Source organism: Carnobacterium sp. CS13, assembly GCF_016653495.1.
GTDB classification, from domain to species: Bacteria; Bacillota; Bacilli; order Lactobacillales; family Carnobacteriaceae; genus Carnobacterium_A; species Carnobacterium_A antarcticum.
The window spans coordinates 1,641,492-1,660,615 of record NZ_CP067364.1; the positions used below are offsets into that span (position 1 = coordinate 1,641,492).

The 19,124-nt window shown below is 35.7% G+C and carries 20 protein-coding genes and 1 pseudogene; 5 read left to right on the plus strand and 16 right to left on the minus strand.

Annotated features, from left to right (window positions below; all coding sequences use genetic code 11):
* Position 1: 1 nt before the first annotated feature.
* Genes JHE06_RS07855 through gnd form a run of 4 tightly spaced genes read right to left on the minus strand, consistent with a single transcriptional unit; the run spans position 2 to position 3,875 of the window.
* Positions 2-835, minus strand: a complete 834-nt coding sequence (locus tag JHE06_RS07855) for a PTS mannose/fructose/sorbose/N-acetylgalactosamine transporter subunit IIC (protein WP_201088425.1) — start codon at positions 833-835, stop codon at positions 2-4.
* Positions 836-849: 14 nt separating this feature from the next.
* Positions 850-1,950 carry an iron-containing alcohol dehydrogenase family protein gene (locus JHE06_RS07860; protein WP_201088426.1) on the minus strand — a complete coding sequence of 367 codons (1,101 nt, stop codon included), beginning with the start codon at positions 1,948-1,950 and terminating at the stop codon, positions 850-852.
* 15 nt (positions 1,951-1,965) lie between these two features.
* On the minus strand, positions 1,966-2,967 hold the full coding sequence (locus JHE06_RS07865) for a D-isomer specific 2-hydroxyacid dehydrogenase family protein (protein WP_201088427.1): 1,002 nt from the start codon (positions 2,965-2,967) through the stop codon (positions 1,966-1,968).
* A 2-nt stretch (positions 2,968-2,969) separates the two neighbouring features.
* On the minus strand, positions 2,970-3,875 hold the full coding sequence (gene gnd, locus JHE06_RS07870; RefSeq protein ID WP_201088428.1) for a phosphogluconate dehydrogenase (NAD(+)-dependent, decarboxylating): 906 nt from the start codon (positions 3,873-3,875) through the stop codon (positions 2,970-2,972).
* A gap of 133 nt (positions 3,876-4,008) precedes the next feature.
* Between gnd and JHE06_RS07875 the strand changes: the two genes are divergently transcribed.
* Together JHE06_RS07875 and JHE06_RS07880 are read left to right on the plus strand one after the other, a co-directional pair.
* On the plus strand, positions 4,009-4,887 hold the full coding sequence (locus JHE06_RS07875; protein WP_201088429.1) for a MurR/RpiR family transcriptional regulator: 879 nt from the start codon (positions 4,009-4,011) through the stop codon (positions 4,885-4,887).
* Positions 4,884-5,777, plus strand: a complete 894-nt coding sequence (locus JHE06_RS07880; RefSeq protein ID WP_201088430.1) for an HAD family hydrolase — start codon at positions 4,884-4,886, stop codon at positions 5,775-5,777. Before JHE06_RS07875 ends, JHE06_RS07880 begins: the two co-directional genes overlap by 4 nt.
* Positions 5,778-5,986: 209 nt before the next feature.
* Here JHE06_RS07880 and JHE06_RS12200 read toward each other — a convergent pair whose 3' ends face one another.
* The 10 genes and pseudogenes from JHE06_RS12200 to JHE06_RS07930 form a co-directional block, all read right to left on the minus strand.
* Positions 5,987-6,433: a group II intron maturase-specific domain-containing protein gene (locus tag JHE06_RS12200; protein WP_328706719.1), complete on the minus strand. Its 447-nt coding sequence runs from the start codon at positions 6,431-6,433 to the stop codon at positions 5,987-5,989.
* Positions 6,355-7,272, minus strand: a complete 918-nt coding sequence (gene ltrA / locus JHE06_RS07885; protein ID WP_236253482.1) for a group II intron reverse transcriptase/maturase — start codon at positions 7,270-7,272, stop codon at positions 6,355-6,357. Before ltrA ends, JHE06_RS12200 begins: the two co-directional genes overlap by 79 nt.
* Before the next feature lie 929 nt (positions 7,273-8,201).
* Positions 8,202-8,444 carry a hypothetical protein gene (locus JHE06_RS07890; RefSeq protein ID WP_201088431.1) on the minus strand — a complete coding sequence of 81 codons (243 nt, stop codon included), beginning with the start codon at positions 8,442-8,444 and terminating at the stop codon, positions 8,202-8,204.
* Between the two features lie 128 nt (positions 8,445-8,572).
* Complete coding sequence (locus tag JHE06_RS07895; protein ID WP_201088432.1) at positions 8,573-9,340, minus strand: tyrosine-protein phosphatase; 768 nt, start codon at positions 9,338-9,340, stop codon at positions 8,573-8,575.
* Positions 9,341-10,183: 843 nt separating this feature from the next.
* Entirely contained in the window at positions 10,184-10,918 is a 735-nt protein-coding gene (locus tag JHE06_RS07900) for a DUF1796 family putative cysteine peptidase (protein WP_201088433.1), read from the minus strand.
* A 381-nt stretch (positions 10,919-11,299) separates the two neighbouring features.
* Positions 11,300-11,509 carry a transposase domain-containing protein gene (locus JHE06_RS12205; RefSeq protein ID WP_236253570.1) on the minus strand — a complete coding sequence of 70 codons (210 nt, stop codon included), beginning with the start codon at positions 11,507-11,509 and terminating at the stop codon, positions 11,300-11,302.
* 12 nt (positions 11,510-11,521) lie between these two features.
* A pseudogene (locus JHE06_RS12210) lies at positions 11,522-12,440 on the minus strand (IS66 family transposase); the annotation flags it as partial.
* Between the two features lie 30 nt (positions 12,441-12,470).
* A complete protein-coding gene (locus JHE06_RS07920; protein WP_201088436.1) occupies positions 12,471-12,788 on the minus strand; it encodes a hypothetical protein in 318 nt (105 codons plus the stop codon).
* Positions 12,789-12,887: 99 nt separating this feature from the next.
* Positions 12,888-13,247 carry an IS66 family insertion sequence element accessory protein TnpB gene (gene tnpB / locus JHE06_RS07925; RefSeq protein ID WP_201088437.1) on the minus strand — a complete coding sequence of 120 codons (360 nt, stop codon included), beginning with the start codon at positions 13,245-13,247 and terminating at the stop codon, positions 12,888-12,890.
* Entirely contained in the window at positions 13,234-13,371 is a 138-nt protein-coding gene (locus tag JHE06_RS07930) for a hypothetical protein (protein WP_201088438.1), read from the minus strand. Before JHE06_RS07930 ends, tnpB begins: the two co-directional genes overlap by 14 nt.
* 202 nt (positions 13,372-13,573) lie before the next feature.
* Here JHE06_RS07930 and istA point away from each other — a divergent pair, with 202 nt between their 5' ends.
* From istA to JHE06_RS07945, 3 genes are read left to right on the plus strand one after another with little or no spacing between them, the layout of a single operon-like run.
* The gene (gene istA, locus JHE06_RS07935) at positions 13,574-15,121 is read left to right on the plus strand and encodes an IS21 family transposase (protein WP_201088439.1); all 1,548 of its coding nucleotides are present in this window, start codon (positions 13,574-13,576) and stop codon (positions 15,119-15,121) included.
* A complete protein-coding gene (istB, locus tag JHE06_RS07940) occupies positions 15,118-15,870 on the plus strand; it encodes an IS21-like element helper ATPase IstB (protein ID WP_201088440.1) in 753 nt (250 codons plus the stop codon). Before istA ends, istB begins: the two co-directional genes overlap by 4 nt.
* Positions 15,867-16,067, plus strand: a complete 201-nt coding sequence (locus JHE06_RS07945) for a hypothetical protein (protein WP_201088441.1) — start codon at positions 15,867-15,869, stop codon at positions 16,065-16,067. The genes istB and JHE06_RS07945 overlap by 4 nt, the downstream gene beginning before the upstream one ends.
* 835 nt (positions 16,068-16,902) lie before the next feature.
* On the opposite strand, the gene JHE06_RS07950 is transcribed toward JHE06_RS07945, so the two are convergent.
* A complete protein-coding gene (locus tag JHE06_RS07950) occupies positions 16,903-17,973 on the minus strand; it encodes a glycosyltransferase family 2 protein (protein WP_201088442.1) in 1,071 nt (356 codons plus the stop codon).
* A gap of 26 nt (positions 17,974-17,999) precedes the next feature.
* Positions 18,000-19,124 (minus strand): non-hydrolyzing UDP-N-acetylglucosamine 2-epimerase, encoded by a 1,125-nt coding sequence (wecB, locus tag JHE06_RS07955; protein WP_201088443.1) that lies wholly within the window; start codon positions 19,122-19,124, stop codon positions 18,000-18,002.

Consider the following 19,124-nt stretch of genomic DNA (forward strand, 5'->3'; position numbering starts at 1 on the left):
TTTAGAAATCATCGTCATCATCGTCATCGTCGAAACCATCAGCAGAAGGTGAACCGGCTGCTGGAGATGCATTTGCGGTGTTGCCACGGCTAAGTACAAATATTGCCGCAACCAATGTACCTAAAATAGCATAGGTTACCATTGTGATGTTTAAATCCTTGAAAATCACACTCATAAAGTAAGCCAATAAGAAAAACACCATATAATCACGACGACCAATGACGTAAATGGTTGTAGCGATACCAATAGCTGCTAGACCGCCACCGACAACTTCAAGAATGTGTAACACTACTGTACCTTCTAAAGTTATGATCACATCCGCAATTACTGGAGCTCCCCAGAACAAAGCGATAAAAACAAGTGGAACGAATAAGATGAAAGAAGCAATCGTTGGATAAAGAACAACGGAGCGAGAAATGGCATTGTGATCTAAGCTTTCAACCGCTCTATCCGTAGCTTTTCCAAGAAAAGTATTAATAAAGAAGCGGAATTGGTATAAATAAGATCCTAATAGCCCTACCGGAACGGCGACAGCGATAGCAGCTTCAGGTGCAAGATCACCCAATAAAGCCACTGATACAGCGATAGCTGCAGCTATGGACGGCTCAGAAGGCATTGTACCACCTGGAGAGAATACCCCCATATAAATCAATTGAATCGCTGCGGTTACAACCATCGCTCCTGCAATATCTCCCATTACGACCCCAACAACTAAACCGGTCATTAATGGAGAAAATCGTAAAGTTAATGTAGCTCCACCTAAAAACGACCTTGACATGATCGCAGCGACCCAAAGTGCAATAATCAGACTTTGCCATACTGTTAATGTTTCCATTTTTTGTTACCTCCCTATTGATTGATGTACTTTTCTAAATCAATTAGTGCTGTAGTTAATGTTTCTTCATTTATTGGCAAGGGCAGCAAATGAACTTTTTGTTTGCCGTCAATTAATTGTACAATGTTTTTTAATGTGCTTTCAGACATAGGATAGACACCCATCTCTGTTAAAGATTTTGGCAAATGCAGCGTTTCATAAAACGGGATCAATTCATCAATAGTCGACCACTTTTTTTCTAGTGCTAGCTGGTAAAAGATACCATAAGCCACTTTTTCACCGTGCAAGTATTTATGCACTGCTGGTAAATAAGCAGAGATAGCATCATGGACAGCATGTGCAGCAGTATTGCGAGCATATTTATCGCCCAAACCGCCAACCAAACCAGCGATAGCAAAAATAATTTCTGAAATACGAATAAACTCTTCTGAAATCGTTCCTGCTTGCATATCTGCAATCGCTTTTTCAGATTCTGTCAGTATTTTTTCTTTACACATCCGAGCTGCAAAACGCGCCATTTGCGGAAAAGATTCATTGCTAAACTCTTCTTGTTCCAAAATCAAGTCTGACTCATACCATTTTGCTAGCGTGTCAGCAATTCCGGCAATAAAGTAATTGACCGGTGAATCAATCACCAGTGCTGGATCAGTGATCAGGAAAGCGGCTTGCCGTTTGACGTGCTCCGTTTTCCCTTCAGCCAAACCATTGTCTTTATACATAACCGAAAGCGGAGCCCATGGCGCACAATTGCTTGCCAGTGTGGGAATAAGGCCAAATTGAGTGTTGGTTAAGTGACTAGCATAGGTAACTAAATCGGATAATTTACCTCCCCCGACCCCTATGACAAAATCGATCTTATTTTTATTAATAATATCTTCAATACGGTAACTCTCGTTATAACTGCATTCTCCATGATACTGCTCATAAATAATTTCTTTGTCTAGATTCATCACCTTCGTTAAGAACGGTCTTGCTTTTTCCCAAGAGATGTCTCCATGCACAATCAATATACGACTAGCAGCATGTTCTTGAAGCAATTCAGGAACGATGTCGATTGCTCCTTCGCTATACCGATAAAATTGCGGTCCAACTTTCACATTTAAATCTTTGATCATTTATACACCTCCTCTCTACTTTAAGTAAGAGCGGACACTTTGTACGGATCGCTTTGGAAGAAGACCTTCTGCAATTCTCTCGCAATCGGTTGCACACTTATCTCCCATACCTTCAAGACACTCCATCGTATAGGCTGAGGTATGCGGCGTCATAATAACGCTTTCAAAATTAAGATAAGGATGATCTGCGCGCCCTGGTTCAACTTCTAGTACATCTGTCGCAAATCCAGCAACTTTACCAGTTTCCAACTCATGTACCAATGCCTTCTCATCAATTAAGGCTCCTCTAGCAGTATTCGATAAGTAGACAGTGTCTTTCATTTTAGAAAACTCTTCTGTGGACAGCATATGGTAGTTATCGTCTGTTAAACTTGCACATACACAGATGACATCCGCTTTTTCTAACAGTTCATCTAGCTCCACTTTTTTTGCACCAAATGCTTCAATTTCTACAACGTCTTTATTGGGATCGTATGCAAGTACGTCACAACGGAAACCATAACGAAGGATTTCAGCAACTCGGCTTCCGATATTTCCTATTCCGATAACTCCTGCCGTTTTTCCACCAAGAGCGTGACCAACAAATTGAGCTCGTTCTTCCCATTTATCTTGTACGACACTTTGATAAGCTAAGGTTGTTTGTCTCATGACATTTAATAGATTGGTCACATTATTTTCTGCAACTGCATCGCGTTCAATTAAAGCTGGCACGATCGATACAATGGTATTGTGTTTTTTAGCTGCTTCCAAATCGATATTGTTATACCCAATGCCATGTCTCGTAATCAACTTTAATTCATCTTTATGGTCAAAAAATTCTTGTGTGAAAAAAGGGGTTACACTGGCGATGATCATGTTAAAACCGTTCAATTCTTCCGCTAATGTTTTTCCATCGATCTCACTATCAAAAGTAAAACTTTGAACATCTCCTAATTGATGCAAGCGCTTTAAATGGTTTGGGAAAACTTTCCCAAAACTGCTTGAATTTACGATTGCGATTTTATTGCTTCCACTCATTTTTATGGTCCCTCCTTTCTCATAACTTCATGGCCGCCAAATTGATTCCGCATCGTTGCCACAACTTTTGCTGAAAAACTGTCATCAATTTTTGATGCGTTGCGAGCAAACAAGGAACTTGAAATGACTGGCACAGGGACATTTAAATCAAGCGCCTCAGCTACTGTCCATTTTCCTTCTCCGCTCACATCTACGATCCCTTTGATATCGTCCAACCTAGGATCACTCTTAAAACTTTCTTCCGCCAATTCCATCAACCACGAACGGATAACGGATCCATGATTCCACACAGAAGCCACTTTTTCGAAGTCGTAGTCATACCCACCAGCATTTAAAATATCAAATCCTTCACCGATGGCTTGCATCATGCCGTATTCGATTCCATTGTGGATCATTTTTAAGTAATGTCCGCTGCCGGATTCCCCTGCATACAGGTACCCTTGATCACAAGCCAATGCAGCAAAAATTTCCTCTGTTTGGTTAAAAACGTCAGCGTCGCCTCCAATCATCAGACAAGCTCCATTTTGTGCACCTTCCATTCCTCCAGATGTTCCGCAATCTAGAAAACCAATGCCTTTTTCTTTAGCTTGTTCATAATTTTTGACACTATCTTTGAAATAGGAGTTCCCTCCGTCTATTAAGATATCTCCTGATTGCAACTGATCACAAAGCGTCTTTACCAATGTATTGGTGATTTCTCCTGCAGGCGTGCTTAAAAAAATTATTTTTTTCCCTTCTAAGCTTTGCAATAATTCTTCTTGAGAGTTTTTAATAGATAAATGACTTTCAGAAGCTTTTTCTCGTGCTTGGGTCGAAACATCATATCCTACAACATCGATATTATTTTCTTGCAAATTCAATGCTAAGTTTAACCCCATTTTCCCTAAGCCAATCATACCTACCTTCAAGTTTTCTCCTCCTCTAAGATATTTTATTATCTTAATTGTAACAAATATTTTTTATTTGTAAAGGCTTTCTATAAAAAATATTTTTTATTATCAAGAAATGTAGTATACTACTTTTAAGAGGAGTTGAACCCATATGTCCTATAATTATTTAGAGAAACTACTACGGCCATATATGAAAAGTTTTAACGATACAGAGAAAATTATTGCCGACCATTTTATCAGCCTTGGAAATGAAGTAGTAAATAAGACCCTTTCTAATTTAGCCGATGACACCGGATTATCTGAAGCGACCATTTTTAAATTTGTTAAAAAGATTGGTTACGACGGCTTCCCCAACTTTAAAATTTCTGTAGCGTCTAATTTTCGCTCAATAGAAGAACGTAAAAATGAATTAATTATTTTTTCTGACGTCAGTAAAGAAGATTCTTCGTACACTATCGCACAGAAATTGGTCCATTCGAATCAAGTCGCACTAGACAACTTGATTGAATCTCTAGATGAAGAAAGAATCAATCGTGCATTAGATTTGATCTACGATTCAAAAACCATTCACTTTTTTGGACAAGGAGCTTCCTCCGTCATCGCGTTAGACAGCTACCACAAGTTTTTACGGACCCGGTTTCACTGCAATTACATTTCTGATTACCATATGCAACTGAGCTACGCTACCAAGCTGGGACCTGATGATTGTGTCTTTTTATTTTCACACTCTGGAGAAACGATTGAAACGATTGAAGTAGCAAAGATTTTACGAAACAATAAGGTTAAAATTATTGTCTTAACCGGCAATCACCATACTGATTTAGTTAAACTTTCGAACATATCGTTTGTTGTCGATTCTGAAGAATCTGCTTTTCAATCAGAAACGCTCACTTCGCGTATTCTTTATTTAACGATCATTGATATTCTATATGTCGCATTGATGTACCATGATGAAGCAAAAAACAAGGAATCATTAGAAAAAATCCGACAAGCCTTATCTGTTACAAAAAAAGGAGGAACAACACGATGACTATCAAAGCAATCGTCTGTGATATGGATGGAACTCTGCTTACTTCTGATAATACCATAGCACCCAAAACGTTCAGCAAATTGATTGAGCTGCAAAATAAAGGTATTCAATTGATTTTGGCTAGCGGCCGCAGTTATATTCGCTTGCTTCCTGACGCGCTAAAGTTACGGATGGATAAACATGCCGGTTTGATGATTGATGTCAATGGCACTTCTATTTATCATGTCCAAACAGCTAAACGTGATAGAATCGGTCTATTAGAAAAACCTTTTATTAATGAGCTCAACCAGTTCTTTTCTCTCTTTACTGTTGAATTACAATACAGTCAAGATGACACCATCTATACTTATTTACCCGATGAAATTTATACCATTAAACGAAATATTCGTGGGGAAATGCGTCTTCCAGATGACTACCCGTGGATGGGCGGAATGCACGGCTGGTTATGCGATACTCGTGATGGTTACCCAAATCAATATATGGTACGCAACTTAGCAGATACACCTGATTATTGCAACAAAATATCCGTAGTCCAAGAACCAGCTTATATGGCATTCGTTCGCGATACGTTACAAAATCATCCTATCTATGATCAATATGAATATGTATTTTCAGACGAACGAAAAATGGAGATCACGAACAAAAATATTACCAAAGGAAAAGCTTTAGATCTCATTATGGAATACCACCACTTCCAAAATGATGAAGTGGTGGTATTCGGCGATAGCGAAAACGACGTCTCTATGTTCAAAAAGAAAAAGTATTCCGTAGCTATGGGTAATGCTCTTACTTATGCAAGACAACAAGCTAACTACACCACCGAGGGCAATAACCATGAAGGGATATACAATATGTTGGTTCGTTTAGAAAATCAAGGATTGTTTGGATAAGAGAGTAAAAAGCGGCGTATATTACTATTATCTTAAAATCAACATTATTTTAGCTAACAGAAAGGGAGAAACTCGTTTTTATCTTCAAGAAAATACTGAAATTTCTAAAGGTGTTATTAAAAGTTGACTAATTAAATATAATCGAGTAGGAGGAGCCTTACGGCTCCGACCTCTCACACCACCGTACGTACCGTTCGGTATACGGCGGTTCAATAACTTAAGTATCTCTGCTGGAAAAGTTGGTTTAGGTCTTTTAGACCCCAATTTACCAGCTTTTTCTTCGTAATCGCTCCGTGAAGTGTGTGGGTACGGGTCATACGCCAATACCCTTTTCTCGTATTAGCCACCTTCCATGCTTCTTCTTTCTCTATTCCATACTTTCTTAACATACGAAATTTAGTCGATACTTTGTTCCATCGTTTCCAACATAGTTGTCTCAATCGATGATTTAGCCAATGAGCTACGCTCTTGATAAAGCTTTTCATATCTCCAATTCCATAATAATTAATCCAGCCTTGTGTATAGAGGTTAATTTCTTTTATAATTTGTTTGAATGTACCAGGACGTTTTCGGCTCGTTAGTTTTCTGAGTCGGTTACGGAACTTGAGTTTAGCCGCCTTAGATGGGCGGCTTCTGACTTTCCCTGTGTTTTCCAGATAGTGAAACCTAGAAACTTAGCTTTAGCTGGAGTAGTCACTTTACTTTTTTCCGTATTAATCTCCAACCGGAGGTTTCCCCCTATAAAGGTCGTCACGCTTTTTAAAACTCGTTCTCCTGCTCTAGGTGTTTTCACATAGATACAAAAATCGTCCGCATAACGTACAAACCGGTGACCTCGCTTCTCTAATTCTCTATCTAGTTGATTTAAATAGACATTAGCGAGTAGTGGAGAGATAACTCCACCTTGAGGGGTTCCTTTATAATTCTCAATAAAGACATTGCCATCCATAATTCCAGCTTTAAGAAAATTCCATATTAACCGCAACACTATTTTATCTTGGATATAGTAGTTGAGGTAATTCATCAACTTCTGATGATGAACAGTATCAAAATAGTTACGCAAATCACAGTCGACAATCGTTTTGTATCCTTCGGATACATATTGTTCTGCCTGTTTAATCGCTTGATGAGCGTTCCTTCCTTTTCTAAAACCATAACTGTATGTCGAAAAGGAAGGGTCAATGATGGGTTCAATCACTTGTAGAATAGCTTGTTGCACCACTCGATCTCGCACCACAGGAATTCCCAAGTTTCTTATGCCACCATTATCCTTAGGGATAGAAACCCGCTTAACAGGTTGTGGTTGGTAAGTTCCTGCTCTCATCTTCTCTATCATTTGCTGACCATATTTTACTAAGTGAGCGTCCAATTCATGAACGGTCACACCATCAATACCGGCAGCTCCTTTATTTTGATACACTTTCTTGCTGGCTAACTTCAAATTATCCGAATTAGCGATTTGTTTGATTAATGAGATACCATCTTGTTTCATCATATCGTTACTGTAGCTCTCTACACTTTCTTGTACTCTTTCGTTTCCAACTTATCCCTCCAAGAGTAGCCATCTTTCGGTCTATACCACGATGTTTTCTGTAGTCGTGAGCTACATCCACCTCCTTGTTTATTCCAAGATTATTATTGTTCTGCCCTTCAGAGAACTGCGTTCTCCTACTATGGCGTCTGCTGACTTCTCACTATTCGTTGTTACTACGGTATTTACCGCTAGTGAGACCTCCCCGGGTAAGAGTGATAACTTTCCACTCATGTCACTGCCCCATTTACTGTAGGAGACTCGTGCAGTATCGGACTTTGCTTTGTTTAGCAAGCTCGTCCATCTCCAGTCAGCCTTGTATGAGATTTCTGTTCGTCAGTGCGAGTATTTGCGTCCAGCTTCCTTCAGATTCTTTCTCACGAAAGACACCCTTGCTATTCGCTAACAGTTCCTACTGCCAAGCCTGTAGTGGACTTTCACCACCAAGTTATCACCCATGCCGGGCGCACTAAAACAATTCCTATAGACTATTAAAAATAATAATCTATAGGAATTATTCCTTGTATTTGGTGAATGTCTCATCATGCTATCATCATTTGATTCTACAATCCATTGACTTAATGAAGCTACAGAACCTTCTCTAGCTGCCAGTTTGTGTTTTTCCAAAATAATTTTTCATAATAGTACAGAATTTTTCCAGAAATATACACATAGTGTATGTGTAATTTTTATATTCACAAAAATACCTCCAGAAAATATTATCTTTCTGAAGGCTAAAGTTAAATTCATGTTTTTAAATCTTGTTTAACAAAATTATTACTTAAAGCTACATTTGTAACCCCATAATATCTTATTCTTAAAATTAAATCATGTAAAAAATCTTTAGTGGGTGCATTATTCTATAATACTTTAACAATTAACAATCTTATTAATTAGTCATTCACGGTAATCCAATCATGAAATATTTCAAAATCTTCTAAAAAAACATCATAAACATTTTTATCAGTATCAAATGAAACAGATTTTACGAGGATTTGGGTAGCATCTGTAAATACTGTATCTCCAATATAGTCTCCTTCAAAAGGTACTGTAGTAGACTCAATTTTTTTATAAACATTTTTATAATCTAGTCTTGGTGCTGTCATAGTAATTTTTTGATGGAGTATTATTTCCATGGTGTATCTTTCCTTTATTGTGACCATAAAGGGATGATACCATAATTACTTATTTTAAAAAAACTATAACAACTAAACAAGCATTTCTCTATAACTTTCTAGTTAATAAACTAATCCATATTTTTTTATTAAAACAATCCCAAAAACTTCGGCTGTTTTACTTTTCTCGCTGCTGGAGAAACAATCAGTTCTCCATTAATTAAATCTTTAGTAACTTGTTGATACTCTTCAACTTTTTTTTTACCAAACTCTTTTTCAAGTTTTTGATAAGCTTCTTTCATGTAAAAAGATCTTGAAGTAATATTGTGTGCATCAGATGCTATAAAATGAACTAAATTGGCCTCAATGAGTTGATTGCTTACCTTTTGAATACTCTTTCCAAAACCACCTGTATAACTAGCAGCTGTCAGCTGTGCTAAAGCTCCTTTTTCAATAAAAGGCAGTAATACATTGGGATCTTTTAAAACTGCACGGTTACGCTCGGGATGTACAATTATTGGTGTGATTCCTTCTTTTTGTAATTCAAAGAATAAAGATTCTGTGTATGCCGGGATAGACGGTGTTGGAAATTCAATTAAAACATATTGTCTGCCTTCGTCAATGAACTGAATTTTATCTTCTTCTAAATCTTCAAACAGTTCGCCATTGATTCGAACTTCCTGTCCAGGAAAAATGGTTAATGGAATGCCTCTTGCATCTAACTCTTCTTGCAATTCATCTACTAGAATTAAAATATCTTTTTTCTCGTTATCCCAATGGCCATTTTTATAATGCGGAGTAGCTAAAATATGAGTAATTCCTTCTGCAACAGCTTCTCGCGCCATATCTATTGAACTTTCCATGCTCTTTGCCCCATCATCAATACTGGGCAAAATATGACAGTGTAAATCAATCATTTCATATCTCCTCACTCTATTTTGAGTAATCTATAAGTTCATATAGTTTATACTCTCATTATAGAATAGAATCTTTGTAGTATCTAGTTGATTATTTAATCTATTGAGAAAACAGTATGATTGTTTTATTGCCTTCATAAATTCTTCTAGCACTTCTTGCCATATAATTATCTAAATCTATGACGGTATGTTTAAATGAGTTTTCATTATCAAGTTGCGTCTCACGCTTGCCGTGCCAAAAAGAAGCTGTATCTATAGGTTCTATAATATTTAGTGTTGGTGAGTGAAAACTTACTAACGTCTTTTTTCGTAAAAATAGAAAACAAGTAAGTTCTCCTGTAGAATTAAAGTCACCACAACCCATTCAAAGGAGAGAACTCACTTGCCTACAACAAATGATATGCGAAAGGTACTAGATATACAAGACAAAAACATTATTTTTGAAGAAGATTGCGTAAAATACGGTCAATTCAAAGGGAAAAATGTAAATTTATTAAAGGACGATTGCCTACATTCCTCAGGAATGTATGAAGTACCATACACCAAACGAGCAGTATACCGTCTATTGTAACGGGACACAGATCTCGCGCATTATGGATAGGTTACACTTTGCTAGACAGTTTTTATAAGGTCTCTAAAAGAGTATTGCTAATTCACGCCTAAAAGATTAACAATGAGATAAAAACGATAAAGCGAATTGATTTTAATTACAGATGTTTTATTTTATGGATTGCACAATAATGATCCTTCAAAGGTTACCCCTTTAGAGGACGAAAATAGATTCTTATTTTATTGGATTTTTGTCAGACAACATTATTTCTTACATTTTACGAAAAGCTAAATTTATTCTTTTATATATAGTGCTTTATGAATATAATGTTTTGTAACTTTACTTTTGATTTTAAAATACAATCTATTATAAAGCTTTTTTAGCTTTATATACTTATATTTTTCCTTATACTTCTTTAAATTGATATTTCTTTTTTCTTTATTATAAATATCTGAACATAAATAGTTTTTTAAATTTCTATTTTTACTCAAAAAATTTCTAGCAACTGTATCATTTTCATCTTTTTTTACTTTATAGATGTATAAAGAGCTAGAAGCAATATCATCATTAGAAATTAAAATTAAATCGTTGTATTGATTATGCTTTTTTATTACAGAAATAATTTCCTTATAATTGTTTTCTATATATTTCAATTCATTATTATCTTTAATATAGCGAAAAAACAATGTAGGTTCTTTTATATTAATATAAAATTTTTCTATTCTTCTTTTATATTTTTTAAAGACGTTTGGGAGTTGCTCTTTTAAAGAACTATAACCTGAAAAATCATGATAAAAATGAACTCCGTACTTTTCGTTTACATAATAATTTGGATTATCTCTATATTGAGACAAGTTTTCATAATCAAGTAATCCTTCAAATCTATTCTCAATACATTGAATTATCCCCTTTAAATCAGTAATAAGCCAATCAAAAGGGCTACTAGTATCTCTTAATCCTATTTTTTCTAATTCACTTGCTGTACTGCAAAAAAAACCTAACGAAATGAAATGTTGATAGTTTTCCAATTAATTCACCCTTATGTATATATTGATAATTAACAAGCATTATCATAAAAACCAATATAAATATTTATCTTCTAAAAGTAATCTTTAAATATATAATTCTCCGAATAATTATACCTTATTCATCGTAAAAACACAAAAAATCCAACAGAAAAACTAAGCACTTATTAAAAATGTGAGTGTCCAGTAAAATTAAACAGTTAGTGCTAATTTGTTCTGAACAATTTTGCTAGTGCCAAACATACTTTTTCGATGTTTCATTCTGTAACTAGAATCATCAAAGGACCAACATACTTCAAACGTAAGCGATGAATAGTTGAGTACCTACAACTAAAAAACGGACATCTTTATACTGAAAGATGTCCGAAGAATAGTAAGTATGTTTTAGCGACATTCTAGCTGCACCTTTGGAGACCATGGTAAATAAGCCTCCAAAGGTGTATTTTGTCGATTTGGCAGGTGAGTTAGTAGGTAATCAAGATATTTTCGCGGGTGTAATCCGTTGGATTTAGCTGTTTCGACGAGGCTTAAAATAGTCGCAACGGCATGTGCACCGTCAAACGATTTGGAAAAGAGCCAGTTCTTTCTTCCCATGACAAGTGACTTGATTCCGCGTTCAGCTAAATTATTGGAAAGCACTAGACGACCGTCACTCAGGACGTTCATCATGCGGTCTTTTTGATTCAGCGCATAAGTAATTGCTGTCCCAAGCTTTCCATGTGCAGTCAATGATGCACACCATTCAAAGAATTCCTAAAGCTTCGGCTTCACTATATCCAGACGCTTTTCATAACGAACAGTAACGGATAAGTCTTTTAGTGACTTATCCAACGCAAACAACTCGTTGCACAGAGTGACGCCCTTATGGGCCACGCTCTTACTGGAATAGTTCTTTGGACGAGCGTCATAGAATTTTCGTCGAATATGCGCTAGACAAGCGATCATCGTTATACCTGGAAGATTATTGTACCCAGAGAATCCATCACTATGTAAGTAACCGGTATAATTCTCCAAAAAATCTTTAGGAACAGATCCACTGCGTGAAGGCCCCAGCTTAAAAATGTGTATGGCACGATCGCTATATTTACCTGTACTAAATAACCACATATAGGACTTTTGTCGGTTCTTGTCTCATTTTAGCTACGAGTTCTTCGAAATAATACTGAGACGTTTTAATGTGCCAGTTCGTAATGGTGTAGCGGGGTATCGGATAATGGAGTAGATCCCAGTAAGCCTCTTGTCGGTAGGCTGGGACTTTTTGCTCGAACTTCTGATACATAGTTTCCGCTATAAGTGACGCAGATGCAGCTGTATTATTTAGTGGTAATCTAGCAACCTCAGATTTTGCAAAAGGTGTGCGAGTCCCACTTTTCTCACAGTTCGCACACGCATACGTCTTCTGAAAATGTCTGTGATTTTCAACTTTAGCCGGAATAAATTTCACTTCTTGGCGAATCAGTTGCGTAGACACTTCTTTCATTGCTTCTTTACATATCGGGCAAGTGCACGACTCAATTTCATGTATATGATCGACCGTCGGAAGTGAAGCTAACTGTTAGTCTTTTAACCTTTTGCGTTTTTTGCGACGGACAACCTTTGTGACAATGATTTCATCTTCATCGCTTTGGTTACCAGTCTGCTCTGGTTCGCTAAAAAGGTGATCATTAAACAGGTTTCCCTGATTAGGATCTTCTTTCACTGTTTCTTTCTTTGGTCCATAAAGTTTTTGAGTAAGGAATTCAATCTGTTCTTTCTGTAAAGAAAGCTCATCATCCTTTTGAGCGATTGTTGTCTTTAGTTGTTTGTTTTCTTCTAAAAGCTGATCTAGCTTTTCAATAATCACTTCAAACTGTTTTTCGCTCTTTTTAGACACGGTTCCTTCTCCTCACATAAATAGTAATTAAATTTTACTATAATTAGAAAAAGAAAACGAGAGAGTCATTGATTTTCTTATCAATTTCTCTCTCATTTCTTAGGCTATACTCCCTTTAACCGCAGGTTTGATGGAGACTTTTTGGTTGACAGATAATCCTTCCAGAAGCCAACGTAACTGTTGTGTCGTTAATTTTTGAACTTCGTTCTGGTTATGAGGCCAATTCAATTTACCATTCTCTAAGCGTTTATGTAAGAGAAGGAAGCCGTCGCCTTCCCAATAAAGAGCTTTGAACCGATCTTTATTTCCACCACAGAAGAGAAAGAGAGCGTCGTTATAAACATCCATATCATATTCTTCAGTAATCGTTGCGGCTAATCCATCAATTTGGCGACGCATATCCGTCTTCCCGCACACAATGAAAAAATTTTCTACTTGAGTAAAGTCAACGAGCTTCATCAATAGACATCTCTGTGAGAAGAGTTTTCAACGTCGATGGTTTGATCCCCTCATATATAAGCAGCTCTGTCTGACTGCTTTTTAAATGAGCCACTAATTTCTGTGGTAAAGGCTTCTCAATCATTCGACGATCTCTTTGTTTCTGATATCCGCCAGGCTAAATTACCAGTAACGACATAATTGTTACCAGCCACTGCCACAGAAATTACCGCCTATTGCCAATGAAGTTACCATCTTGGATAATAGTTAACTAAAACAACAGTATCTTCCATATAATGAAGAAGCACTTTATAGTGCAAAAACATTATATAGGAGGTTTTTTTTGTATGATTCAATATCAAAAAATATTAGAACTGGCTGATGAAGGCTTGAGCTTGCGCGCTATTTCTGCAAGTACAGGCCACGGTCGACCAAAAGTCACTGAAATTCTTCAGTTGGCTAAAGACAAGGGACTAGAGTCCCCCTTGTTAGATGAAATGGATGATCAGTGGATAGAAGAGTTTTTGTATCCACACAAGTCAATTGAAAACTCTGGTTATGGCATGATTGATTTCGATCAGGTTCATAAAGAGTTGGCTAAACCTAATGTGACATTATCTCTACTTCATTATGAGTATGAAGTTAGTTGTCGTGCAAATGGTAAAATTCCTTATGCTTACCGTTCTTTTCTGCGTCACTATAAATCTTATGCAGATAAATACAAAGCAACCCTAAGGGTTAGGAGAAAACCTGGAGAAATAATGGAGGTGGACTGGGCTGGCTCAACCGCTTTTATCACTGACCGAGATACTGGTGAAAAAATAAAAGCTTACGTTTTTGTCTCGACCCTTCCTTGTAGTCAGCTATCTTACGCTGAGGCAACCTTATCTATGGATTTAAACGCTTGGATTGGAGCGCACAACCGTGCTTTTCAATACTTCGGGGGTAGAACTCAGATTGTTATACCTGATAATTTAAAAACGTCTGTTACCCGTCATACGCTGAAAGAACTTGTTTTGAATCCGACTTATCGAGAAATGTGTGATTACTACGGCACTATATGTATGCCGGCTAGAGTTCGGGCTCCAAAAGACAAAGCTTCTGTTGAGGGATCCGTTGGTACCCTCTCTACATGGATTATAGCAGCCTTGAGAAATGAACAATGTTTTACGTTAGATGAATTGAATCAAAAAGTTGCAAAAAAGTTGGAAGAATTTAATCATAGAGACTTTTCTAAAAAGAAAGGCACTCGCTTTTCAGCATTTGAAGAAGAGGAAAAATTTGCCCTTTCTCCTCTTCCATTAAAACCATATAAAATGGCTGAATGGAGAACCGCCAAAGTTCGCCCAGATTATCATATCAGTATTGAGAATAGATTCTACTCTGTTCCATATGAATACATTGCAAAACCAGTAGATGTAAGGGTTTCCGAACATCTTATTGAAGTGTACTTCAAACATATGCGAGTAGCTACACACTCTCGATTATATGGGAAATTTGGACAGTTATCCACCAGCAAAGACCATATGCCAGACAATCATAAACTTTATATCGAACAAACACCAGAAAATGCTTTAAAATGGGCGGAATCTATTGGAGAAAATACATTACGCATTATTCAATATCTTCTGGACACTTATCAAGTAGAGCGACAAGCACTTTCTTCTATTTTCGCCTTAAAAAATAGTTCACGCCGGTACACGAAGTATGAGTTTGAAAGAGCATGCAAAGAAATCTTAAGTATTACAAATCGACCTACGGTCAAATTAATACAAAATCAGTTGAAAGCAATTAAGAAAAAAGATGCTGAAAAAGCACTCGAAAAAGATGTTTCATTGCATGAAGAGTTTGGATTCACTCGTGGCAAAGATTATTGGGGAGGAAAAAGCAAATGAATGAACAAACAATAAGTAAGATGATCTCAATGAAGTTATCAGGTATGGTTGAAGGCTATCAACATCAGGAAAATATCTCTGAGTTTCAAAAAATGAGTTTTGAAGAACGTTTCCAGATTTTAATTGATCATGAATATGACCGGCGTAAATCGAACACCTTAAAAAGACTCATTAGAAGCGCAAACTTCCAGGATTCTCTAGCTTGTATTGAGGATATTGAATACCATGAAGATCGAAAATTGGATAAGACAGGCATTATGGAATTGTCCAGCTGTAATTACATTCGTCAAACAAATAATCTGATTATAAAAGGGCCAACAGGTGCGGGGAAAAGTTTTCTGGCTCAGGCTTTTGGGGTCTCCGCATGCCGCCAACACCACACCGTAAAATATCTACGTCTTCCTGAACTGTTAGACGAACTTCTATTAGAACAACATAGAAATGACGACTCCTATCGAAAAAGTATTAAAAAACTCTCAAAAGTAGATTTGCTTATCATTGACGAATGGTTATTAATTGATATTTCACCAGAACAAGCTGCTTTGGTCCTTGAAATTGTAGAAATGAGATACAAACTCAAATCAACTATTTTTTGTTCTCAAATAGATCCGCAAGGATGGACGCAAAGACTCGGTAATGGTACTGTAGCTGAGGCGATTATGGATCGAATTGTTCATAATTCTATTCAATTAATGATAGATGGGGAAATATCCATGCGAGAACGTCATGGATTGGTGGGTACACTATGATGCTTTCAGAGTCAGTTACTAGGCGAATTACCGATTTTTATTATCGTTATACAGCTTCAGAAGAGCTCACAAATTTGATTGATATAACCCTCTTACAAGCCATGTGGGATACAGAGGAACAAATCTCCGAAGATGAGCTTGTCCAATTAGCGATTGAAATTATTCAGAAAGTCACTAATCCAGATTCTATAGATTAAATGAACCATTACCACCTCGAGTTCAACTATAACTATAAAATAACGACCACAAATGCCTTCGATACAGGTATTTGTGGTCATTATTTTCCTTTTGTTTCTTATTGGTAATTTACGTGGCATTCAGTGGCAATATTTATGTCAATAGATGGTAATATTTATGGCGCTACCGGTAATTTCCAGTGGCGGATATCAGTTTCTCCTGCAATTTGACAGGAACGATGGTCTGCTTATTCTTTTCCAATTTAAAAACCTCCAGTTGTACTTAAGATATCTCAAGTTTAACAGGAGGCCCTCAGGACTCACAGGTACCTAGCTATTCATCGCTTACGAACGAAAAAACACTTTTCATAGCAGCATAACGCCTACCATGAAAAGTGTTCAAGTTTTTTTAATTAAATAAGGGACTAAAATTCTTTACCAACGTCAGTTTGACGTAGAACCGTATATGTACTATTAATCTTAGTATGTTTGACAAAGAGACAAATTCTTCACTAACAACAGCTGACATAGTACCGATACTATTATGCATTTTCAGGCGGTTAAAGTCGCTTCTCGACTAAACACACCATGCTCGTCGGTTTCAGTTCAGATGAGTATATGTGTACGACAACTATTTTGAAACGATTCTTCAGAACTCGAATTCTCTCTGATATGAGTATTAAATCAGCGCTTTTAAAGTTGTACTAAAGAACAAAAGATTATGCCCTTTTTAGTATAAGCGAACCTCTCCTTTCTTCCCATAGAAAGGCATTTGCCCCTTCTATAAAAGAAGAAAAAAATCAATTTCACTAGACTTTCTGATAATCTTTTTCTACTATAAAATTCTATGAATAATTCAGGTATTTACTTTATACTTTATATTTTTTATAGGTTTATTAATTACTTTGAGTAAATAAAATAAATCATAGTAAAGAATAAAACCATCTGCAAAATTATATTTAATGAATAAAAGAAAAAGTTTATTAGTGAATTTTTTAAAATGAACTTCTTTTAAATTGATGTATAGATTTTCTTCGTAAAACTCTTTGAATTTTTCAATAAACATGTAATATTTGCTTCTTTTTATTTTCCTTGTTTCACTCTCATAATATAAATCACTAGCTGCTAATTTCTGTAATTCTATATACAAGAGACTTACTTGTATTTTTATTTGTTCATCAAAATCTAGTTTACGAGCCTCCTCTGCTATTGCTTCAATGATAATAAAAAAACCTTGTTGCATCTCTTTATTTTTTCGGTGTACCCTTGAGCCCTCAACAATTCGGTGATTATACAATATATCATTAACCGTTGTAATTTTAGGGCAATGTAATAAAAGCAAGTGATTAAATAAAAGATCAGTCCCGTTATATTTATTATCCAATGTAAACCTTATATTTGTTTTTTTTATAAACTCAGTTTGGTACATTTTGTTCCAAGAATCGCTTAATACAATTTTTTTACTATAGTAAATATAAGAATTTTCTATATCAGCTTTCTTTAATTGCTTAACAAAATCCGTACTAACATCCAACAAAATTTTTCTATTATGATTATTAGAAAAGTCCACTCTTGAGCATACGCAAATATCTGCCTCTGTTTGAATAATTTTATTATACATTACCGCTATATACTCGGAATTGATATAATCATCAGGATCAATAGTACAAAAATATTTACCAGACAGTAAATCAATTCCTGTTTGCCTGGTTTGACTCAAACCTTCATTTTTTTTATTGATAATTATTATTCTTTTATCTTCTTTATATTTCTTACATATATCTAATGAACTATCTGTAGAACCATCATTGATTAATAATACCTCTAAGTTTTTATAAGTTTGGTTTATAATACTTTGGATGCACTCATCAAGATACTTCTCAACATTATAAATAGGAACTACGATAGATATTAAAGGTAGTTTCAAGAATATTTCTCCTTTATATTGTTAATTTATTTTTTCCATACAACTCTGTTAATATAATCAGTATATGATAAAATAATTCTCAATACTTTTTCAGATACATTTGACATACTATAATCAAATACCAGTTTCATTGTATTTTTATCTTGTTTTTCTAATATTTCTAGTCCTTGAAGTATTCTTTCTTCTTTAAGCCCTACCATCATTACCGAAGCTTCTTCCATAGCTTCTGGACGTTCATGTGCTTCACGAATATTTAATGCCTTAAATCCTAGTATAGAAGATTCTTCACTTATAGTACCACTATCACTTAAAACAGCTTTAGCATGCACTTGTAAATGATTATAATCATTAAATCCTAAAGGTCTCATTAATTGGATATTCTTATTAAAAACAACTTTTTTATCTTCAATCATTTTTCTTGTACGAGGATGTGTACTTACAATAATTGGCCATTCGTACTTTTCAGCGATAGCATTAAGACTATTTACTAACCCATTAAAATTTTGTTCAGAATTAATATTTTCTTCACGATGTGCTGATACTACAAAATATTTATTTTTTTCAAGATTTAGGCGTGGTAAAATATTGGAATTATTAATATCTTCTTTACGCGATTCTAGGACTTCATACATCGGGCTACCAGTTTTAATTATTCTATCTGCTGGTAAACCTTCTGCTAACAGATACTCTCGTGCAATGCTACTATAAGTCAAATTGACATCTGCAACATGATCTACTATTTTTCTATTTGTTTCTTCAGGCACACGTTGATCAAAGCAACGATTCCCAGCTTCCATATGGAAGATAGGTATATGTCTTCTTTTTGCAGCTATAGCACATAAACAACTATTTGTATCGCCTAAAACTAAAAAAGCATCTGGTTGTACTTCTTCCATAATTGGATCTACTTTAACTAAGATATTTCCAATTGTTTCTACCGCTGTTCCAGTAGCAGCATTTAAAAAGTAGTCTGGCTTTCTTAAATGAAAATCTTCAAAGAAAACTTCATTTAATTCATAGTCATAGTTTTGTCCCGTGTGAACTAAAATATGTTCAATAGCTTCTGATTCTTCTAGTTTATTTATAACTGCGGACAAACGTATAATTTCAGGTCTTGTTCCTACTACAGTCATTACTTTTAATTTGTTCAT